The organism is Nocardia sp. NPDC002869 (assembly GCF_046764065.1).
Taxonomy (GTDB): domain Bacteria; phylum Actinomycetota; class Actinomycetes; order Mycobacteriales; family Mycobacteriaceae; genus Nocardia; species Nocardia rhamnosiphila.
Map to the genome: position 1 here is coordinate 1 of NZ_JBKOOL010000151.1, position 14,395 is coordinate 14,395.

Genomic DNA, 14,395 nt, shown 5'->3' on the forward strand with positions numbered 1-14,395 from the left:
CGCGGCTTCGCCGCATGCACTTCGAGGCCGAAACGGCGAGACGGGCCTCAACCCTTTGAGGTGTCTCGTAAAACTCGACGCATGCGGGTTGCGTCGGCAGTCGATGTTCGGGGTCGCATGGTGACTCGATCGGCCGGGCCGGCCTCGCATCCGGGCGGGCGGGCAGCCGTACTCGGCAAGACCCGCCGAGGGCGGCGTTCAGCGGCCCTTGTATTCCGGGGTCCGCTTCTCGAAGACTGCCTGAATGGCCTCTGTCAGGTCCTCGGACGGCAGGAAGGCGGCGTTCCAGGCCGACACGTAGCGCAGGCCTTCGGCTACCGCGGCGGAATTCCGTTGTCCCAGTACATCCTTCACGCCCTGCACCACCAGCGGCGGGTTCGCGGCGATTTCTCGGGCGGTGGCGTGGGCTGCTTCCAGGGCGGCCTCCTGGTCGGCGAAGACATCGTTGACCAGGCCGATCTTCTCCGCCCGGGCCGCGTCGATGTCCTTGGCCGTGAAGGCGAGTTCACGCAGGTGGCCCTCCGAGATGATCCCGGGCAGCCGCTGTAGCGAACCCACGTCGGCCACGATGGCGACCTTCGCCTCGCGCAGGCTGAACTTCGCCTCCGCGCTGGCGTAGCGGATATCGGCGGCGGCGATCAGGTCCAGACCGCCGCCGATGCACCAGCCGGACACCGCGGCGATCACCGGTTTGCGGCATTCGGCGACGGCGGTGATCGAGGCCTGCAGACGCCGGATATCGGCGAGGAAATCGGTCCGCGGGGCGGCCAGGGCGCGGTCGGCCATCAGCGGGCCGAAGGTGCCGCTCATCGCGGGCAGATCCAGGCCGTAGGAGAAGTGCTTCCCGGAGCCGGTGAGCACGATCGCCCGGACCTCCGGGTCGGCGTCGAGGCCGTGGAAGATCTCCGGCAGCTCCCGCCAGAAATCCGGGCCCATCGCATTACCTTTACCCGGCCCGGTGAGGGTCACCCGGGCGACGTGATCGTCGGTTTCGACGGTGAAAGCCTGCCAATCTGTCATCTGCCCAGCCTAAGGGGGTACGGCGGGCGGCGGGCGGCGCGCACCGGACCGGCCGCGGTCCCCGCCCCGGGCCGGGGCCGAAGAAGACCTCGTCCGGTGAGTGGGGAAAGTCGCGCGGGACACCGCGTATCGCTCTACCCTGTGCCCATGCGCAGGTCGCTTCCACAGATAACCTGCCGGGTCTCGGATACGTTGATCGCTCGCGGTCACCACGGGCTGATCGTCACCGCGCCGGAATCGGCGACCGGTCCCGTGGAGACCGCCGAGGCGATGGAGGTGGAACTCGGGGCGCTCGTGCATTCGGAGGTCTTCCTACTCGGCGACGAACCGATCCTGCTGCTGGTCTCGGCGGCGCACCGGGTGGATCCGGAACGTACCGGCGCACGCCTCGAGGGCATGCTGATTCCCGCACCGCCCCATCTGGTGATGCGCTACACCGGCCAGCTGCCGGGTAGTGTGGCGCCGATCGGTCATCCGGCGAATCTGCCCACCTGGGTGGATTCGCGACTGTCGGGTCACCGCGAACTGTGGGCCGCCGGCGGCAGCCCGGGGACCGTCTTCCGCACCTCGTACACCGAACTGCTGCGGATCACCGCGGGGCTGTCCCTCGACCTGGATTGACCTCGCTCGACACCCTCCCGGACAGTGGGCCAACTCGCTGCGGCGCGCCGTTCCGGGCGTAGCGTCGGCGAGGTGACCGAAGTACCACGGCCCGATACCGGAATCCGGATCCCCGACGACCTCAGCGGTATCACCGCCGAGCAGTACCGCGCCTCGATGCGCCACTACCCGTCCGGCGTCACCATCGTGACGCTCGGCTCGGCCGCCGGTCCGGTCGGTTTCACGGCGACCTCGTTCGCCTCGCTGTCCCTCGACCCGCCGCTCGTCTCGTTCAACATCAGCCACACGTCCTCCAGCCTGGAGGCATTGACCGCCGCCGAGTCCGTGGTGATCCATTTCCTCGGTGAGCACCAGCGTCACCTGGCCCAGCGTTTCGCCCGGACCGCCGCGCGCCGGTTCAACGATCCCGCCCTGTGGAGCGCCCTGGACACCGGCGAACCGGTGCTGCACGGCACCCCGCTGTGGCTGCGCACCACGGTGGAGCAGCTCATCCCGATCGGTGATCACACCTTCGTGGTCGGCCGGGTGGTCCGGGTGCACGACGACACCGACGAAGAAGCATCCGCGGCCCCCCTGCTCTATTACAACGGCCGGTACTACCGGCCGACCCTGCTCGCCGACGACGTGGAGTAGCGGCCCCGCCCTCCCCGCCGACATCGGGTGTTACCCGTGGCCGAGTAATCTATTCACCCGGTCGACCGCTGTTTGCCGTGCGGTAACCCTCGTATGAGAGAACCAGTCCGTCGGCTGGCGATGGAAGGTGGACCGGACAGATGCGGACGCAGCTGGATGCGGAGAGCGCGCTACGGCGGGCCGAGGCCGCGCCACCGGCGCGCACCCTGGTCGATATCGTCGCCGGGACGGCCGCCGAATATCCCGACGCCCCCGCGATCGCCACGGCGGACCGCACCCTGACCTACGCGGAACTGCGCGCCGAGATCGAGAACTCGGTCCGGGACCTGGCCGCCGCCGGGGTGGGCCGCGGCGACCGGGTGGGCGTGCGTATGCCCTCGGGTACCTGGGAGCTCTACCTCACCATCCTGGCGGTGTTGCACGCCGGTGCCGCCTACGTCCCGGTGGACGCCGACGATCCCGAGGAGCGGGCCGACCTGGTCTTCACCGAGGCCCGGGTGACGGCCGTGGTGACGGCCGACGGCATCCGGCCGGTAGCCGGACGCCCGGATCCGGCGGAAGCCGGCGAAGGTGACGGCCGGGCGCCCACGGTGGACGACGATGCCTGGATCATCTTCACCTCGGGTTCCACCGGCACTCCCAAGGGTGTCGCGGTGACCCACCGCAACGCGGCCGCTTTCGTCGACGCCGAGGCCCGCATGTTCCTCCGGGACGCGCCGCTCGGGCCCGGCGACCGTGTCCTGGCCGGCCTCTCGGTCGCTTTCGACGCCTCCTGTGAGGAGATGTGGCTGGCCTGGCGGCACGGCGCCTGTCTGGTGCCCGCGCCGCGCGCGCTGGTCCGCACCGGCGCCGATCTCGGCCCGTGGCTGGTCCGGCAGGGGATCACCGTGGTGTCGACCGTCCCGACCCTGGCCGCGACCTGGCCCGCCGAGGCCCTGGAATCGGTCCGGCTGTTCATCTTCGGCGGTGAGGCGGTGCCTCCGGAACTGGCCGAACGTCTCGCCGACCCCGACCGCGAGGTGTGGAATACCTACGGCCCCACCGAGGCCACCGTGGTCGCCTGCGCAGCGCTGCTGGACGGCGCCGGACCGGTGCGGATCGGTCTCCCGCTGGACGGCTGGGACCTGGTGGTGGTCGATGCCGACGGCGTACCCGTCGGCGAAGGCGAGACCGGTGAACTGGTGATCGGCGGGGTCGGGCTGGCCCGCTATCTCGATCCGGCGAAGGACGCCGAGAAGTACGCACCCCTGCCCACGCTGGGCTGGGACCGCGCCTATCGCAGCGGCGACCTGGTCCGTAACGAGGAGGCCGGGCTGATCTTCCTCGGCCGGGCCGACGATCAGGTGAAGATCGGCGGCCGCCGAATCGAACTCGGCGAGCTCGACAACGCGCTCCAGCAGCTACCGGGGGTCAGCGGCGCGGCCGCCGCGGTACGAGCCACGGCGACCGGTACGCCGGTCCTGATCGGCTATCTCACCGGTGTCGCCGCGGACTACGACCTGGCCGCCGCCCGCGCCCGGCTCGCCGGGCAGCTCCCGGCCCCGCTGATCCCCCGGCTGGTGGTCGTCCCGGAATTGCCGACCCGCACTTCGGGCAAGGTCGACCGGAACGCGCTGCCCTGGCCCCTCGCCGACGCCGACAGCGGAATCGACCACGGGCTCACCGGCACCGCCGCCTGGGTCGCGCAGCTGTGGACCGATGTCCTCGCTGCCGAGATCACCGGCGCCGATGCCGATTTCTTCGCACTCGGCGGCGGTTCGCTGTCGGCGGCGCAACTGGTCACCGGGCTGCGGGCGCGGTACCCGCGGGTCACGGTGGCCGATGTGTACGACCATCCCCGCCTCGGCGCGCTCACCGAACTGCTCGACCAGAGCGCCCCGGCCGCTGCCGCGCAGACCCGCCCGGTCCGCCCCACCCCGCCGTCGGCGCAATGGATCCAGGTGCTGGCCACCCTCGCGCTGACGACGCTCACCGGCCTGCAATGGGTCACCTGGCTGGCCGTCGTCTCCGGGGTGGCCGCGTGGTTCGAGCTACTGCCCTGGCTGCCGCGCCTGTCCTGGTGGTGGACCGCGCTGCTGTTCCTGATCTTCATCACCCCGCTCGGCCGGATGGCGATCTGTGTGGTGGGCGCCCGGACTCTGCTCGCGGGCGTGCGGCCGGGCAGTTATCCACGCGGCGGTTCGGTACACCTGCGACTGTGGGCGGCGGTCCGGCTGTCGGAGGCCAGTGGGGCGGAGAACCTCTCCGGAGCGCCGTGGATGGGGCCGTTCGCGCGCGCCCTCGGCGCGAAGGTGGGGAAGGGTGTCGATCTGCACACGCTGCCCCCGGTGACCGGCATGCTGGAGCTGCGTGACGGCTGCAGTGTCGAACCCGAGGTCGACCTGTCCGGCTACTGGATCGACGGCGACACCGTGCACATCGGTTCGATCGTGGTCGGCCGGGGCGCGGTGGTGGGCGCCCGGTCGGTGCTGCTGCCCGGGACCCGGATCGGCCGCGACGCCGAGATCGCGGCGGGTTCGGCGGTGTCCGGCAAGGTGAAGGCCGGTCAAGAATGGGCGGGTTCACCGGCGGTGAAGGTCGGGAAGGCCCGGCACCGCTGGCCCGCGGAGACGCCGGAGCGGGCCGTGCACTGGGTCCTGGCCTTCGGGATCGGTTCGCTGGCGCTGGGGGCGCTGCCGCTGTTCGGGCTCGCGACGGGTCTGGCCGTCATCGCCTGGAGTATCCGGGACACCGCGGATTTCACGGACGCCCTGCTGCCCGCCTTCCTGTGCCTACCGGTCGCCACCGTGTTCAGCCTGATGGTCTACGCCGTGGCGACGGTCGTCGCGGTCCGGCTGCTCGGTATCGGGCTCACCGAGGGTTACCATCCGGTGCGCAGCCGGGTGGGCTGGCAGGTCTGGGTCACCGAACGCCTGCTGGACTCCGCCCGCACCTTCCTGTTCCCCCTCTACGCCTCGCTGCTCACCCCGATCTGGCTGCGCCTACTGGGCGCGAAGGTCGGCAAACGGGTCGAGGCGTCCACGGTGCTGCTGCTGCCCAAGTTCACCACCGTCGCCGACGGCGCCTTCCTGGCCGACGACACCATGATCGCCAGTTACGAGCTCGGCGGGGGCTGGTTGCACATCGGGGAGGCCAAGGTCGGTAAACGCGCGTTCCTGGGCAATTCCGGAATGGCCGCGCCCGGCCGGCGAGTGCCGAAGAACGGCCTGGTCGCGGTGCTGTCGGCGGCGCCGACCAAAGCGAAGGCCGGCTCGTCCTGGCTGGGCAGCCCGCCGGTCCGGTTACGCCGGGCCGCGGGTACCGCCGATACCGACCGCACCTTCGATCCGCCGCTGCGGCTGCGCGTCTTCCGCGGCGCATTCGAGACCTGCCGCCTCGCCGCGGTCGTGGTGACCTTCGCCATCGGCCTCGGCGTCCTGCTGGCGCTGGCCCGGCTGGCCGATCGTCTCGGCTATCCGGCGGCGGCACTGCTGTCCGGGGTGGTGCTGATGGTCGCGGGGGCGGTGGCCTGTGCGAGCGCGGTCACCGCGAAATGGGTGCTGGTCGGGCGGATCCGGGCCGGTGAGCATCCGCTGTGGAGTTCGTTCGTCTGGCGTAACGAGGTGTCGGACGCGTTCGTGGAAACCGTCGCGGCGCCCTGGTTCGCCCGCGCGGCGACCGGTACGCCCGTACTGAACCTCTGGTTACGCGCGCTCGGCGCGAAGATCGGCCGCGGGGTATGGTGCGAATCCTATTGGCTTCCGGAGGCAGACCTGGTGACACTCGGTGACGGCGCGACCGTGGAACGCGGCTGCGTGGTGCAGACCCACCTGTTCCACGACCGCATCATGGCCATGGACACTGTGACCCTGGAGCCCGGCGCCACCCTCGGGCCGCACTGCGTCGCCCTGCCCGCCGCCACGCTCGGCGCGGCCGCCACCGTGGGCCCGGCCTCGCTGGTGATGCGCGGCGATACCGTACCGGCCTCCACCAGATGGTGGGGCAACCCCATCACCCCCTGGACCGCCCCGGCGGCCGACCTCGAATCCGACGAGGACACGGAACTCTGATGGGGAGCAGGTTCTACGACGCCCCCATCGACGACTATCTACCGCAGAACGGGAACAGGGGCTATCGGGTATCCCGGTACGAACTGGACCTCAACTACAAGGTGTCCAGTAACCGGCTCGCCGGGCGGGCGGTGATCACGGCCGTCACCACCGCCGAACGCCCACGCTTCTCCCTCGACCTGTCCCAGGCACTGGCGGTGTCGAAGGTACTGGTCAACGGCGGCAAGGCCGGTAAGTACATCCATCAGCGCGGCAAACTCACCGTGACCCCGCGCGAGCGGATACCCGCGGGCGGGATGCTGCAACTGGTGGTGCAGTACGCCGGCGCCCCGAAACCGGTCCGCGGACCCTGGGGCGAGGTCGGCTGGGAAGAACTCACCGAGGGGTCGCTGGTGGCCGGCCAGCCCAACGGCGCCGCGTCCTGGTTTCCCTGCGACGACCATCCCAGCTCCAAGGCGAGCTACCGGATCTCCATCACCACCGATACGCCGTACTTCACCCTCGCCAACGGCGAACTGGTCGGCAAACAGACCAAAGCCGGCCAGACCACCTGGGTTTACGAACAGGCCGAGCCGATGGCGAGCTACCTGGCCACCGTGCAGATCGGGCGCTACCGCAGACACCAGCTCACCGACCGGCGCACACCCGTCCCGATCCACGCGGTGATACCGACATCGCTGCGCGCGGCCTTCGACCACGATTTCGCCCGGCAACCCGAGATGATGTCGGTGTTCAGCGAACTGTTCGGCCCGTATCCGTTCCAGAGTTATTCGGTCGTGGTCACCGAGGACGAACTCGAGATCCCGATCGAGGCCCAGGGCCTCTCCGTATTCGGCGCCAACCACTGCGACGGCCGCCGCGGCGCCGAACGCCTGGTCGCGCATGAACTCGCCCACCAGTGGTTCGGCAACAGCCTCACCATCCAGCACTGGTGCGATATCTGGTTGCACGAGGGTTTCGCCTGCTACGCGGAATGGATCTGGTCGGAGGCCGCGCACGGGCCCAGCGCCGATCAGCTGGCCCGCGCGGCCTGGCACACCCTGCGCCGGGAACCGCAGAACATCGTGGTCGGCGATCCCGGGCCCGAGCTGATGTTCGACGACCGGGTCTACAAACGCGGCGCTCTCACGCTGCACGCCCTGCGGCTGGAGCTGGGCGATACCGCGTTCTTCCGGCTCATCCGCGATTGGACCGCCCGCCACCGGCACGCCTCGGTCTCCACCGAGGAGTTCACCGACCTGGTCGGCCACTACAGCGTGGTACCCATGCAGCCGCTGTGGCAGGAATGGCTCTATGCCGAACCGCTGCCGCAGCTGCCGCCGGTCGGCGGCAGTGCGGGTCAGAACACCAGGTAGCGACCCGCGAGTTGTTCGACGAGTGGATCGTCGTCGGCGACGCTGTTCAGCGCCTCGAGGTCGGTGACCACCGAGATGAGCCGTGGATCCTCGGGTTCGGCACCCATCGGGCCGTCCTCGGTCAGTTGCCGCAGCAATTTTTCGCGGATCCGGTCCTTGAGTGAATCGCGCATCTGAACCTTTTCTGTCAGACCGGCGTCAGGCAGGTGCCCCAGGGGGTATTGCGCACCACCGTGTAGACGGCGATCGAGCCGAGCAGCGTCCACATCGTGAGGCTGCTTATTCCGGGCACACGCGGGCCTTCGCCCCGCCACGCCCGGATCGCCCAATCGCCCACCCACAACATGTAGAGCGTCAGCACCGGCAGCGCCAGCAGGTTGCTGTGCAGGGAATCGACGATATGTCCCTCGGTCAGGTTGTGTACTGCGCGCATACCCCCGCAGCCCGGGCAGTACACACCGAACAGGGCATAGACCGGGCACAGCCCGTACGCGCCCTCGATATGCGGGTCGCGGACGTGCAGCAAGAGCACCGCCGCGGCCCCCGCGGCCGCCGCCGCACCGGGCAGCAGGAGTCCCCGCCACCCGGACAACCCGGCACCACTGTCCGGCCAGGCCGCTTCCGGAACCCTTGGGCCCACGAGCTCACGCGGGTCGGCTGCGTCCGAGTCGTTCACGCCTTCACGGTAGTCGCGGCCCGCGGGTTGACGCCACAACCACCGGAGGTGCTTGCTCCGGTTGCATCGAAGCAAGCACCGGTTGCATCGAACAGGCATAGAACTTCCGGCGAATGGGCAATCCTCAGCTAACAGTGCCCCGTACCGCGCCGATATTCTGGATAACAACGACATCCCGGATGAAGCGAACCGGAACGGCGCTTGCTCTTGTAAGCACCCAGCTTGCAGGGTTACCGTGTCAGCAGGCACAAAGGAGTGTTCTGATGCTGGTGAAATCGATAACCGCGCTGTCGCAGGCGCATCAAGGCGCTCTGACCGCCCCGTACCGAGCTACGTTGCGCGCGCGCCGATTCCGTACCGCCCACTACAACGCGCCGGCCGCCCATCCCGAGGTCGTTCCCGTCACCACTGTCGACGGCGCCCGCCTGCGCGTGCACTCCTACGGTCCCGCCGATGCCGAGCCGATAGTGCTCGTCCACGGCTGGAGCTGTTGTATCGAGTACTGGCACCCCCAGATCAACGCCTTCGGCGACCGCTACCGTGTGATCGCCTACGATCAGCGCGGCCACGGCGACAGCACCCTCGGTCGCGCACCGCTGGGCGACCGCACCCTCGCCGACGATCTCGCCGCCGTCCTCGACGCGACCCTGCGGCCGGGTCAGCAGGCCCTGCTGGTCGGGCACAGCATGGGTGGCATCACCCTGCAGGCCTGGGCCGCCCGCCACCCCGGCCAGGTGGACCGGCGGGCCCGCGCGGTCGTGCTGGCCAACACCACCTCGGGCAATATCCGCTACGACACCGATCTGCTACCGCTGCTGAACAAGCCGCTCAGCCTGGGAAGCCAGCCGCTGAGTCTGCTCGGGTCGCCGATCCGGCTGCCGATGATCGTCGCGGAGTCCATCCTCACCACACCACTGCCCCTGCCCGGCGGCTGGGCGGCCCGCGAGATCCTGAAAGAACGCATCATGGCCCGCGGCGCCACCAACGAACAGGCCGAATTCGCCCTGAACATTGTGCGTTCGTGCCGTCCGCTGGCCCGCGGCCGGCACGCCGCGATCCTGGCGGATCTGCAGCTGGGGGCGGCCGCGGCGAATCTGACCGTGCCCACCACGATCATTGCCGGCCGCTACGACCGCCTACTGCCCGAACGGATGTCACGCCTCATCGCCGACACCATGATCGAGGCCGGTCACCGGCCCGATTACCAGGTCTGGCCCACCGGCCACCTGGGCAATATCGAGCGGATCGACCATTTCAACAACGAGCTGACCGCCATCCTGAACCGCACCAGCCCCCGGTCCGTGGCCACGGGCTGAGCGGGAAGTCCCCGAGTCCGGTCAGTGTCGCCCGGCTCGGCGGACCCTCCGCACCGGTCGGCCACCGCCGTACGGATTCCGAAATATCGCTTGCGGCGCGTCGTTGCACGCAATGACGACCGCAACCGTTAGGACTGGACTATGCGCGCAGCGACCTACGACCGCTACACCACCGACAACAGTGATATCCAGGTGCGTGACCTGCCGAAACCCAAAGTTTTCCCGGGTTCGGTACTGATCGAGGTGCGCGCGGCCGGAGTGAATCCGGTCGACTGGAAACTGATGTCGGGTGCGCTGGACGGTCTGATCGATGCGACCTTCCCGGTGATCCCGGGCTGGGACGTCGCCGGAATCGTGGTCGACAAGGGCATGGATACCCCGGAATTCGAGGTCGGTGACGAAGTACTGGCCTACGCCCGCAAAGACGTCCTCAAGGACGGCACCTTCGCCGAACTGGTCGCCGTCCCGGCGGCGCGCGTGGCCCGCAAACCGGCGGATCTGCCCTGGGAGCAGGCCGGCGCGCTACCTCTGGCCGGCGGTACCGCCCTGCGCACCCTCGATCTTCTCCAGGTGACCGCCGAGGACACCGTGCTCATCCACGCCGCGGCCGGCGGGGTGGGCAGCCTGGGCATCCAGATCGCCCGGGCGCGTGGCGCCCGCGTCCTGGGTACCGCCTCCGAACGTAACCACGATTTCCTGCGCGAACTCGGCGCCGAACCGGTGGCCTACGGGGAAGGCGTGGTCGAACGCATCCGCGAACTCGCCCCGGACGGCGTGCAGGCGGTGGCCGATTTCGTCGGCGGCCAGCTCGACACCACCCTGGCCGTTCTGGCGAAGAACGGGCGCCATGCCTCGATCGCCGACGGCTCGGTGACCGAACACGGCGGCCACGCCGTCTGGGTTCGCCCCGACGGCACCCAGACCCAGCGCCTGGCCGACCTTGCCGCCAAGGGCGACCTCGTGGTCCCGGTCGCGGCGACCTTCTCCCTGGAGGAAGTCGCCGATGCCTTCGCCGCGGGCCAGTCGGGCCATACCCGCGGCAAGAATGTCATCGTGCTCTGACTCCGGCTTCATGAGTTCGGTACGGCAAGCCGGCGAGAAAGGGACAGCGGCCGGAACCCCGGGAAGGGGTATTGACGTGCCTTCGAAAAGGTCTTTCGTGGCCGAATCTCGATTCGAGAACGGCGAGCGCTCGCCGGATATGCAGCAGCTCCACGCACTGTGCACCGCACTGGAGATTCCGATGCGGGAATTCGTCGAGCCGGCACCCGAGGGCATCGAGCCGGCCGGCGGATGACCGCTCCGGCCGGCTCCGCCGACAAACGCGGTTGGCCGGGCGGACATTCGTCCCACCCGGCCGGCCGGAAACATCGCACTCAAGCAATGACCAAGGTGACGAGCAACGCGACCAGCGCGAGGGCCTGCAGGATCACCCGGGGGTAGAGAATGCTGTCCCACCGCTCCTGCAGCGCACGAGCATTCGGCGGAATCACGCCGGATCGAGCGGCGGCCTTCTGTGCCGTATTGATCGGCTTGGCGATCCGCGCATAGAGGACGAGCCACACCACGAGGGCGAGCACCGACAGCCCCGCCGAAACAGCGGCACCGACAGCCCCGGCCAGGGCGGCGACGACCGCGGCCCCCAGCGCCGCCACCACTCCGGTGACGCCGACCGGCGGCAGACGCGAATCCGCGTAGTAATGTCCCCAGCCCGCACTGAGCGTCATGGTGGCGTCGTCGAGCCGGCGATAGACCGACCGCATGACCAGCGCACCCAAGATATCGGTGCCGTAGACGACGGCATTGGCGAGAACCGCGACGGCGGCGAGGATCTGAATGGACACAGACATGACAGGCTCCTGAGTATTGCGGATTTCAGCTGGTGATGGCCGGTGCTCGGCAGTTACGCGGGAACGGGGGCGGACGCAGTGGACTCGCGGACGAGCAGCAACCCGGTGAGGCCCACGAGCAGTGCGGTGAGGCCGTGGACTCCGAAGGCGGTTGCCGTGGAACCGTCGTAGGCCAGCACGGTGGCCATATCGCCGATCGGGATCAGCGCCACGACGAGCATGACGACCCCCAGCGCGAAACGCTGCCCGAGCGCCAGCAACGCGAGGATGAGGATCCCGCTGACCGTATCGCGCACCCCCTTCAGATTCATGAATGCCGCGGCGTCACCGGTCGGCCACTCGGGCAGCCCGAACCCGGTGGCGATCGACTCGGGAGCGATCAGGTAGCTGATCCCGATGTAGAGGATGAACGCCGCCCCGGTCAGCGACAGTGCGGTGGCGAGACGTCGAGTGGTGATCATTCTTGCTCCAAATTCTAGCAGCGCTATGTGATGGAGCAACACTAACCCAGTCTCATCCTCCTGTCTAGCGATGCTAGAGTTTCGAGCATGAGTATTCAGAAAAGACGGGAGCGGGAGCGGGCGGAACGCCACCGGCTGATCATCGATACCGCGCGCGAACTGGCGGAGACCGAGGGCTGGGACGCGGTGACCGTCCGCAAGCTGGCCGACCGGATCGAATACAGCCAACCCGTCCTCTACAGCCATTTCGCCGGCAAACGCGCCATCGTCACGGCGGTCGCCGAGGACGGCATCGCCGAACTCGCCACGGCCCTGCACCGCGCCCGGACCACCGCCGAGACAGAGGCAGACGCGCTGGCGGCCCTCGCCCGCGCCTACATCGAATTCGCCACCGAGCATCCCGCCGTCTACGACGCCATGTTCGCCATGTCCACCGATCTGAAGTTCGGCCCCGAGGCCACCCAGGTCCTACGCGACGCGTTCGCAGAACTGGTCGCCGCCCTGGCCCCCTTCGCCGGCGACCACGACGTGGAAACCTTCACCGAAACCGGCTGGAGCGCACTGCACGGCCTGGCCACTCTCGAACGGGGCCAACGGTTGCGCCCGGGTCTACGCGAAAACCGGCTGGAAATCCTCAGCCGGCTACTGGAGCAGGCCGGCTCCGCGCAGCATTCGTGACCCGCCGGGACCGTCCGCTCAACCGAAGAGTGCCCAGATCACCCCGAGCGCAACGGTCACCAGCGGCGCCGCCCCCTGCTTGACCGCCGACGCGCGCTTGTCCGGCGACGAGAGCAGCAGTACCAGCGCGGCGCCCAGCATCGCCCCGGTACCGGCGAAGATCAACGCCATCCCGATACCTCGATCCCCGGCTGCCGCCACCACGATCCCCACCGCCGCGATGACCGCCAGGAACAAGTTGTAGAAGCCCTGATTGAAGGCCAGCTCCCGGGTCGCCGCAGCTTCCTCGGCACTGGTGCCGAACACACCCCGCGCCGCACCGGTCCACGCGAACGACTCCAAATACCAGTACGGCGTCGCCGAGTCGCGCCGGGTCGATGGTGCCGACCTCGTGCAGGTGGGTCAGGGCCTCCGGATCGTGACGGGGCCACAACCGCAGTGCCGCAGCGAATCCGGTGGCACCGAGGACGGCGAGAACCCCCCAGGTCGTGGTGAAACCGGCAGCGGTGGTGAGCCACCCCGCGATGGGGTAGGTGAGCAGCCACGCCATGTGCGAGAGCGAGAACTGGGCCGCGAACAGCGCGGGACGGTCGGCCGGCCGGGAGGAGCGGCGCAGCACCTGTCCGGTGGGTGTCAGTATCGCCGCGGTGCCCGCACCGATGCCGGCCCACACCGCGATGGCGGCGGCCCCACGCCAGTCACCGGAGCCGGCGAACGACAGGGCGATGGCCGATCCGAGTGCGGCGAGCAGGCCGACCGCGCCGGTCAGCATGACCGGTCGGGCGCCGAGGCGATCGAGGACTCGGGGAAGCGACAGGGCGACGAGCATGGTCCCGAAGCCGTTGGCCGCCAGTAACAGCGCGACGCCGGACTGGGTGCCACCGAGGACGTCGCGGACGTAGTTGACCGTATTGACCATCACCACGGACCCGGCGGCCGCGACCACGAGATTCAGCCCGAGCAGGCCGCGCAGTCGCGGTGTGCCCGCGAAGATGCGCAGTCCGACCGTGATCCGTTCACGGAAAGATCCCTCGGTCGCCGCGGTCACGTTCGGGATACGGGTGGTGATCACCAGCGCGGCCGAGACGGCGAAGCCCATCGCGGTGCCGACGAACAACCAGTGGAAGCTCAGCACGGTCAGCGCGACGGCGGCCAGCATCGGACTCAGCAGTGTCTCCATGGTCGCGGCCAGCTGGGCCGCCGACAGGGCTCGGGTGTATTCGCGCTCATCGGGCAGGAGGTCGGGAATGACCGCCTGATAGGTCGGAGTGTAGGCGGCGGAAGCGGTTTGCAGTACGGCGATCAGCACATAGATCTGCCAGATCTGATCGATGAACGGCAATGCGAGCACGACGGCGGCGCGGATCAGATGCAGTGCCACCAGGAACAGTCGGCGAGGGAGACGGTCGGCATAGGCGCCCACGATCGGAGCGACCGTCACGTAGACCACCATCTTGATGGTCAGGGCGGCGCCGAGGACGGCGGCAGCGGCCGCCCCGGCGAGCTCGTAGGCGAGCAATCCCAGTGCGACGGTGGTCAATCCGGTGCCGAACAGGCCGGTCACCTGGGCGGTGAAAAGGCGAAGGTAGTCGTGGTTGCGGAACGGTGAGCGGGTCATGGGCGCGGAGCGCATGGCGAATACTTCCTCGGGCGAGTAGGGGGTGGGCCGCGGGTGCTTCGGCAACAGCACTCACACATGTCGGACTCCTTCGTCGTCGGTGGGCGGGCGCACCGTG

13 protein-coding genes and 2 pseudogenes are annotated in these 14,395 nt (G+C 69.1%); 8 read left to right on the forward strand and 7 right to left on the reverse strand.

Annotated elements, in window-relative coordinates; all coding sequences use genetic code 11:
* Window positions 1-198: 198 nt before the first annotated feature.
* Window positions 199-1,020, reverse strand: a complete 822-nt coding sequence (locus ACLML9_RS22875) for a crotonase/enoyl-CoA hydratase family protein (protein WP_030524168.1) — start codon at window positions 1,018-1,020, stop codon at window positions 199-201.
* Window positions 1,021-1,167: 147 nt separating this feature from the next.
* Between ACLML9_RS22875 and ACLML9_RS22880 the strand changes: the two genes are divergently transcribed.
* The 4 genes from ACLML9_RS22880 (at window position 1,168) to ACLML9_RS22895 (ending at window position 7,678) form a co-directional block, all read left to right on the forward strand.
* Window positions 1,168-1,641, forward strand: coding sequence for a YbaK/EbsC family protein (locus ACLML9_RS22880; RefSeq protein WP_411947450.1), 474 nt, complete (start codon window positions 1,168-1,170; stop codon window positions 1,639-1,641).
* Window positions 1,642-1,713: 72 nt separating this feature from the next.
* Complete coding sequence (locus ACLML9_RS22885; RefSeq protein ID WP_411947451.1) at window positions 1,714-2,274, forward strand: flavin reductase family protein; 561 nt, start codon at window positions 1,714-1,716, stop codon at window positions 2,272-2,274.
* Between the two features lie 140 nt (window positions 2,275-2,414).
* Window positions 2,415-6,323, forward strand: coding sequence for a Pls/PosA family non-ribosomal peptide synthetase (locus tag ACLML9_RS22890; protein WP_411947452.1), 3,909 nt, complete (start codon window positions 2,415-2,417; stop codon window positions 6,321-6,323).
* Complete coding sequence (locus ACLML9_RS22895; RefSeq protein WP_411947453.1) at window positions 6,323-7,678, forward strand: M1 family metallopeptidase; 1,356 nt, start codon at window positions 6,323-6,325, stop codon at window positions 7,676-7,678. The genes ACLML9_RS22890 and ACLML9_RS22895 overlap by 1 nt, the downstream gene beginning before the upstream one ends.
* On the opposite strand, the gene ACLML9_RS22900 is transcribed toward ACLML9_RS22895, so the two are convergent.
* Both ACLML9_RS22900 and ACLML9_RS22905 read right to left on the reverse strand, forming a co-directional pair.
* The gene (locus tag ACLML9_RS22900; protein WP_411947454.1) at window positions 7,663-7,851 is read right to left on the reverse strand and encodes a hypothetical protein; all 189 of its coding nucleotides are present in this window, start codon (window positions 7,849-7,851) and stop codon (window positions 7,663-7,665) included. The genes ACLML9_RS22895 and ACLML9_RS22900 overlap by 16 nt on opposite strands.
* A gap of 14 nt (window positions 7,852-7,865) precedes the next feature.
* On the reverse strand, window positions 7,866-8,354 hold the full coding sequence (locus ACLML9_RS22905; protein WP_411947455.1) for a DUF2752 domain-containing protein: 489 nt from the start codon (window positions 8,352-8,354) through the stop codon (window positions 7,866-7,868).
* 263 nt (window positions 8,355-8,617) lie between these two features.
* Here ACLML9_RS22905 and ACLML9_RS22910 point away from each other — a divergent pair, with 263 nt between their 5' ends.
* The 3 genes from ACLML9_RS22910 (at window position 8,618) to ACLML9_RS22920 (ending at window position 10,967) form a co-directional block, all read left to right on the forward strand.
* Window positions 8,618-9,670, forward strand: a complete 1,053-nt coding sequence (locus ACLML9_RS22910; RefSeq protein WP_411947456.1) for an alpha/beta fold hydrolase — start codon at window positions 8,618-8,620, stop codon at window positions 9,668-9,670.
* A 141-nt stretch (window positions 9,671-9,811) separates the two neighbouring features.
* Window positions 9,812-10,732 carry an NADP-dependent oxidoreductase gene (locus ACLML9_RS22915; RefSeq protein WP_411947457.1) on the forward strand — a complete coding sequence of 307 codons (921 nt, stop codon included), beginning with the start codon at window positions 9,812-9,814 and terminating at the stop codon, window positions 10,730-10,732.
* A gap of 97 nt (window positions 10,733-10,829) precedes the next feature.
* On the forward strand, window positions 10,830-10,967 hold the full coding sequence (locus ACLML9_RS22920; RefSeq protein ID WP_411947458.1) for a helix-turn-helix domain-containing protein: 138 nt from the start codon (window positions 10,830-10,832) through the stop codon (window positions 10,965-10,967).
* A gap of 79 nt (window positions 10,968-11,046) precedes the next feature.
* Here ACLML9_RS22920 and ACLML9_RS22925 read toward each other — a convergent pair whose 3' ends face one another.
* Window positions 11,047-11,520 carry a DUF1772 domain-containing protein gene (locus tag ACLML9_RS22925; protein ID WP_411947459.1) on the reverse strand — a complete coding sequence of 158 codons (474 nt, stop codon included), beginning with the start codon at window positions 11,518-11,520 and terminating at the stop codon, window positions 11,047-11,049.
* Between the two features lie 53 nt (window positions 11,521-11,573).
* Window positions 11,574-11,981 carry a DUF4267 domain-containing protein gene (locus ACLML9_RS22930; protein ID WP_411947460.1) on the reverse strand — a complete coding sequence of 136 codons (408 nt, stop codon included), beginning with the start codon at window positions 11,979-11,981 and terminating at the stop codon, window positions 11,574-11,576.
* Between the two features lie 87 nt (window positions 11,982-12,068).
* Here ACLML9_RS22930 and ACLML9_RS22935 point away from each other — a divergent pair, with 87 nt between their 5' ends.
* Window positions 12,069-12,659, forward strand: a complete 591-nt coding sequence (locus ACLML9_RS22935) for a TetR/AcrR family transcriptional regulator (protein ID WP_411947461.1) — start codon at window positions 12,069-12,071, stop codon at window positions 12,657-12,659.
* A gap of 18 nt (window positions 12,660-12,677) precedes the next feature.
* Here ACLML9_RS22935 and ACLML9_RS22940 read toward each other — a convergent pair.
* Together ACLML9_RS22940 and ACLML9_RS22945 are read right to left on the reverse strand one after the other, a co-directional pair.
* A pseudogene (locus ACLML9_RS22940) lies at window positions 12,678-13,007 on the reverse strand (DUF1304 domain-containing protein); the annotation flags it as partial.
* Window positions 13,003-14,277, reverse strand: a pseudogene (locus ACLML9_RS22945) (MFS transporter); the annotation flags it as partial. The pseudogenes ACLML9_RS22945 and ACLML9_RS22940, both read right to left, overlap by 5 nt.
* Window positions 14,278-14,395 lie beyond the last annotated feature (118 nt).

Coding starts and splice junctions, on each gene's coding strand:
- ACLML9_RS22880 (WP_411947450.1), top strand. CDS start 1,168: ATGCGCAGGTCGCTTCCACAGATAACCTGCCGGGTCTCGGATACGTTG.
- ACLML9_RS22890 (WP_411947452.1), top strand. CDS start 2,415: ATGCGGACGCAGCTGGATGCGGAGAGCGCGCTACGGCGGGCCGAGGCC.
- ACLML9_RS22935 (WP_411947461.1), top strand. CDS start 12,069: ATGAGTATTCAGAAAAGACGGGAGCGGGAGCGGGCGGAACGCCACCGG.
- ACLML9_RS22925 (WP_411947459.1), bottom strand. CDS start 11,520: ATGTCTGTGTCCATTCAGATCCTCGCCGCCGTCGCGGTTCTCGCCAAT.
- ACLML9_RS22895 (WP_411947453.1), top strand. CDS start 6,323: ATGGGGAGCAGGTTCTACGACGCCCCCATCGACGACTATCTACCGCAG.
- ACLML9_RS22915 (WP_411947457.1), top strand. CDS start 9,812: ATGCGCGCAGCGACCTACGACCGCTACACCACCGACAACAGTGATATC.
- ACLML9_RS22875 (WP_030524168.1), bottom strand. CDS start 1,020: ATGACAGATTGGCAGGCTTTCACCGTCGAAACCGACGATCACGTCGCC.
- ACLML9_RS22910 (WP_411947456.1), top strand. CDS start 8,618: ATGCTGGTGAAATCGATAACCGCGCTGTCGCAGGCGCATCAAGGCGCT.
- ACLML9_RS22900 (WP_411947454.1), bottom strand. CDS start 7,851: ATGCGCGATTCACTCAAGGACCGGATCCGCGAAAAATTGCTGCGGCAA.
- ACLML9_RS22930 (WP_411947460.1), bottom strand. CDS start 11,981: ATGATCACCACTCGACGTCTCGCCACCGCACTGTCGCTGACCGGGGCG.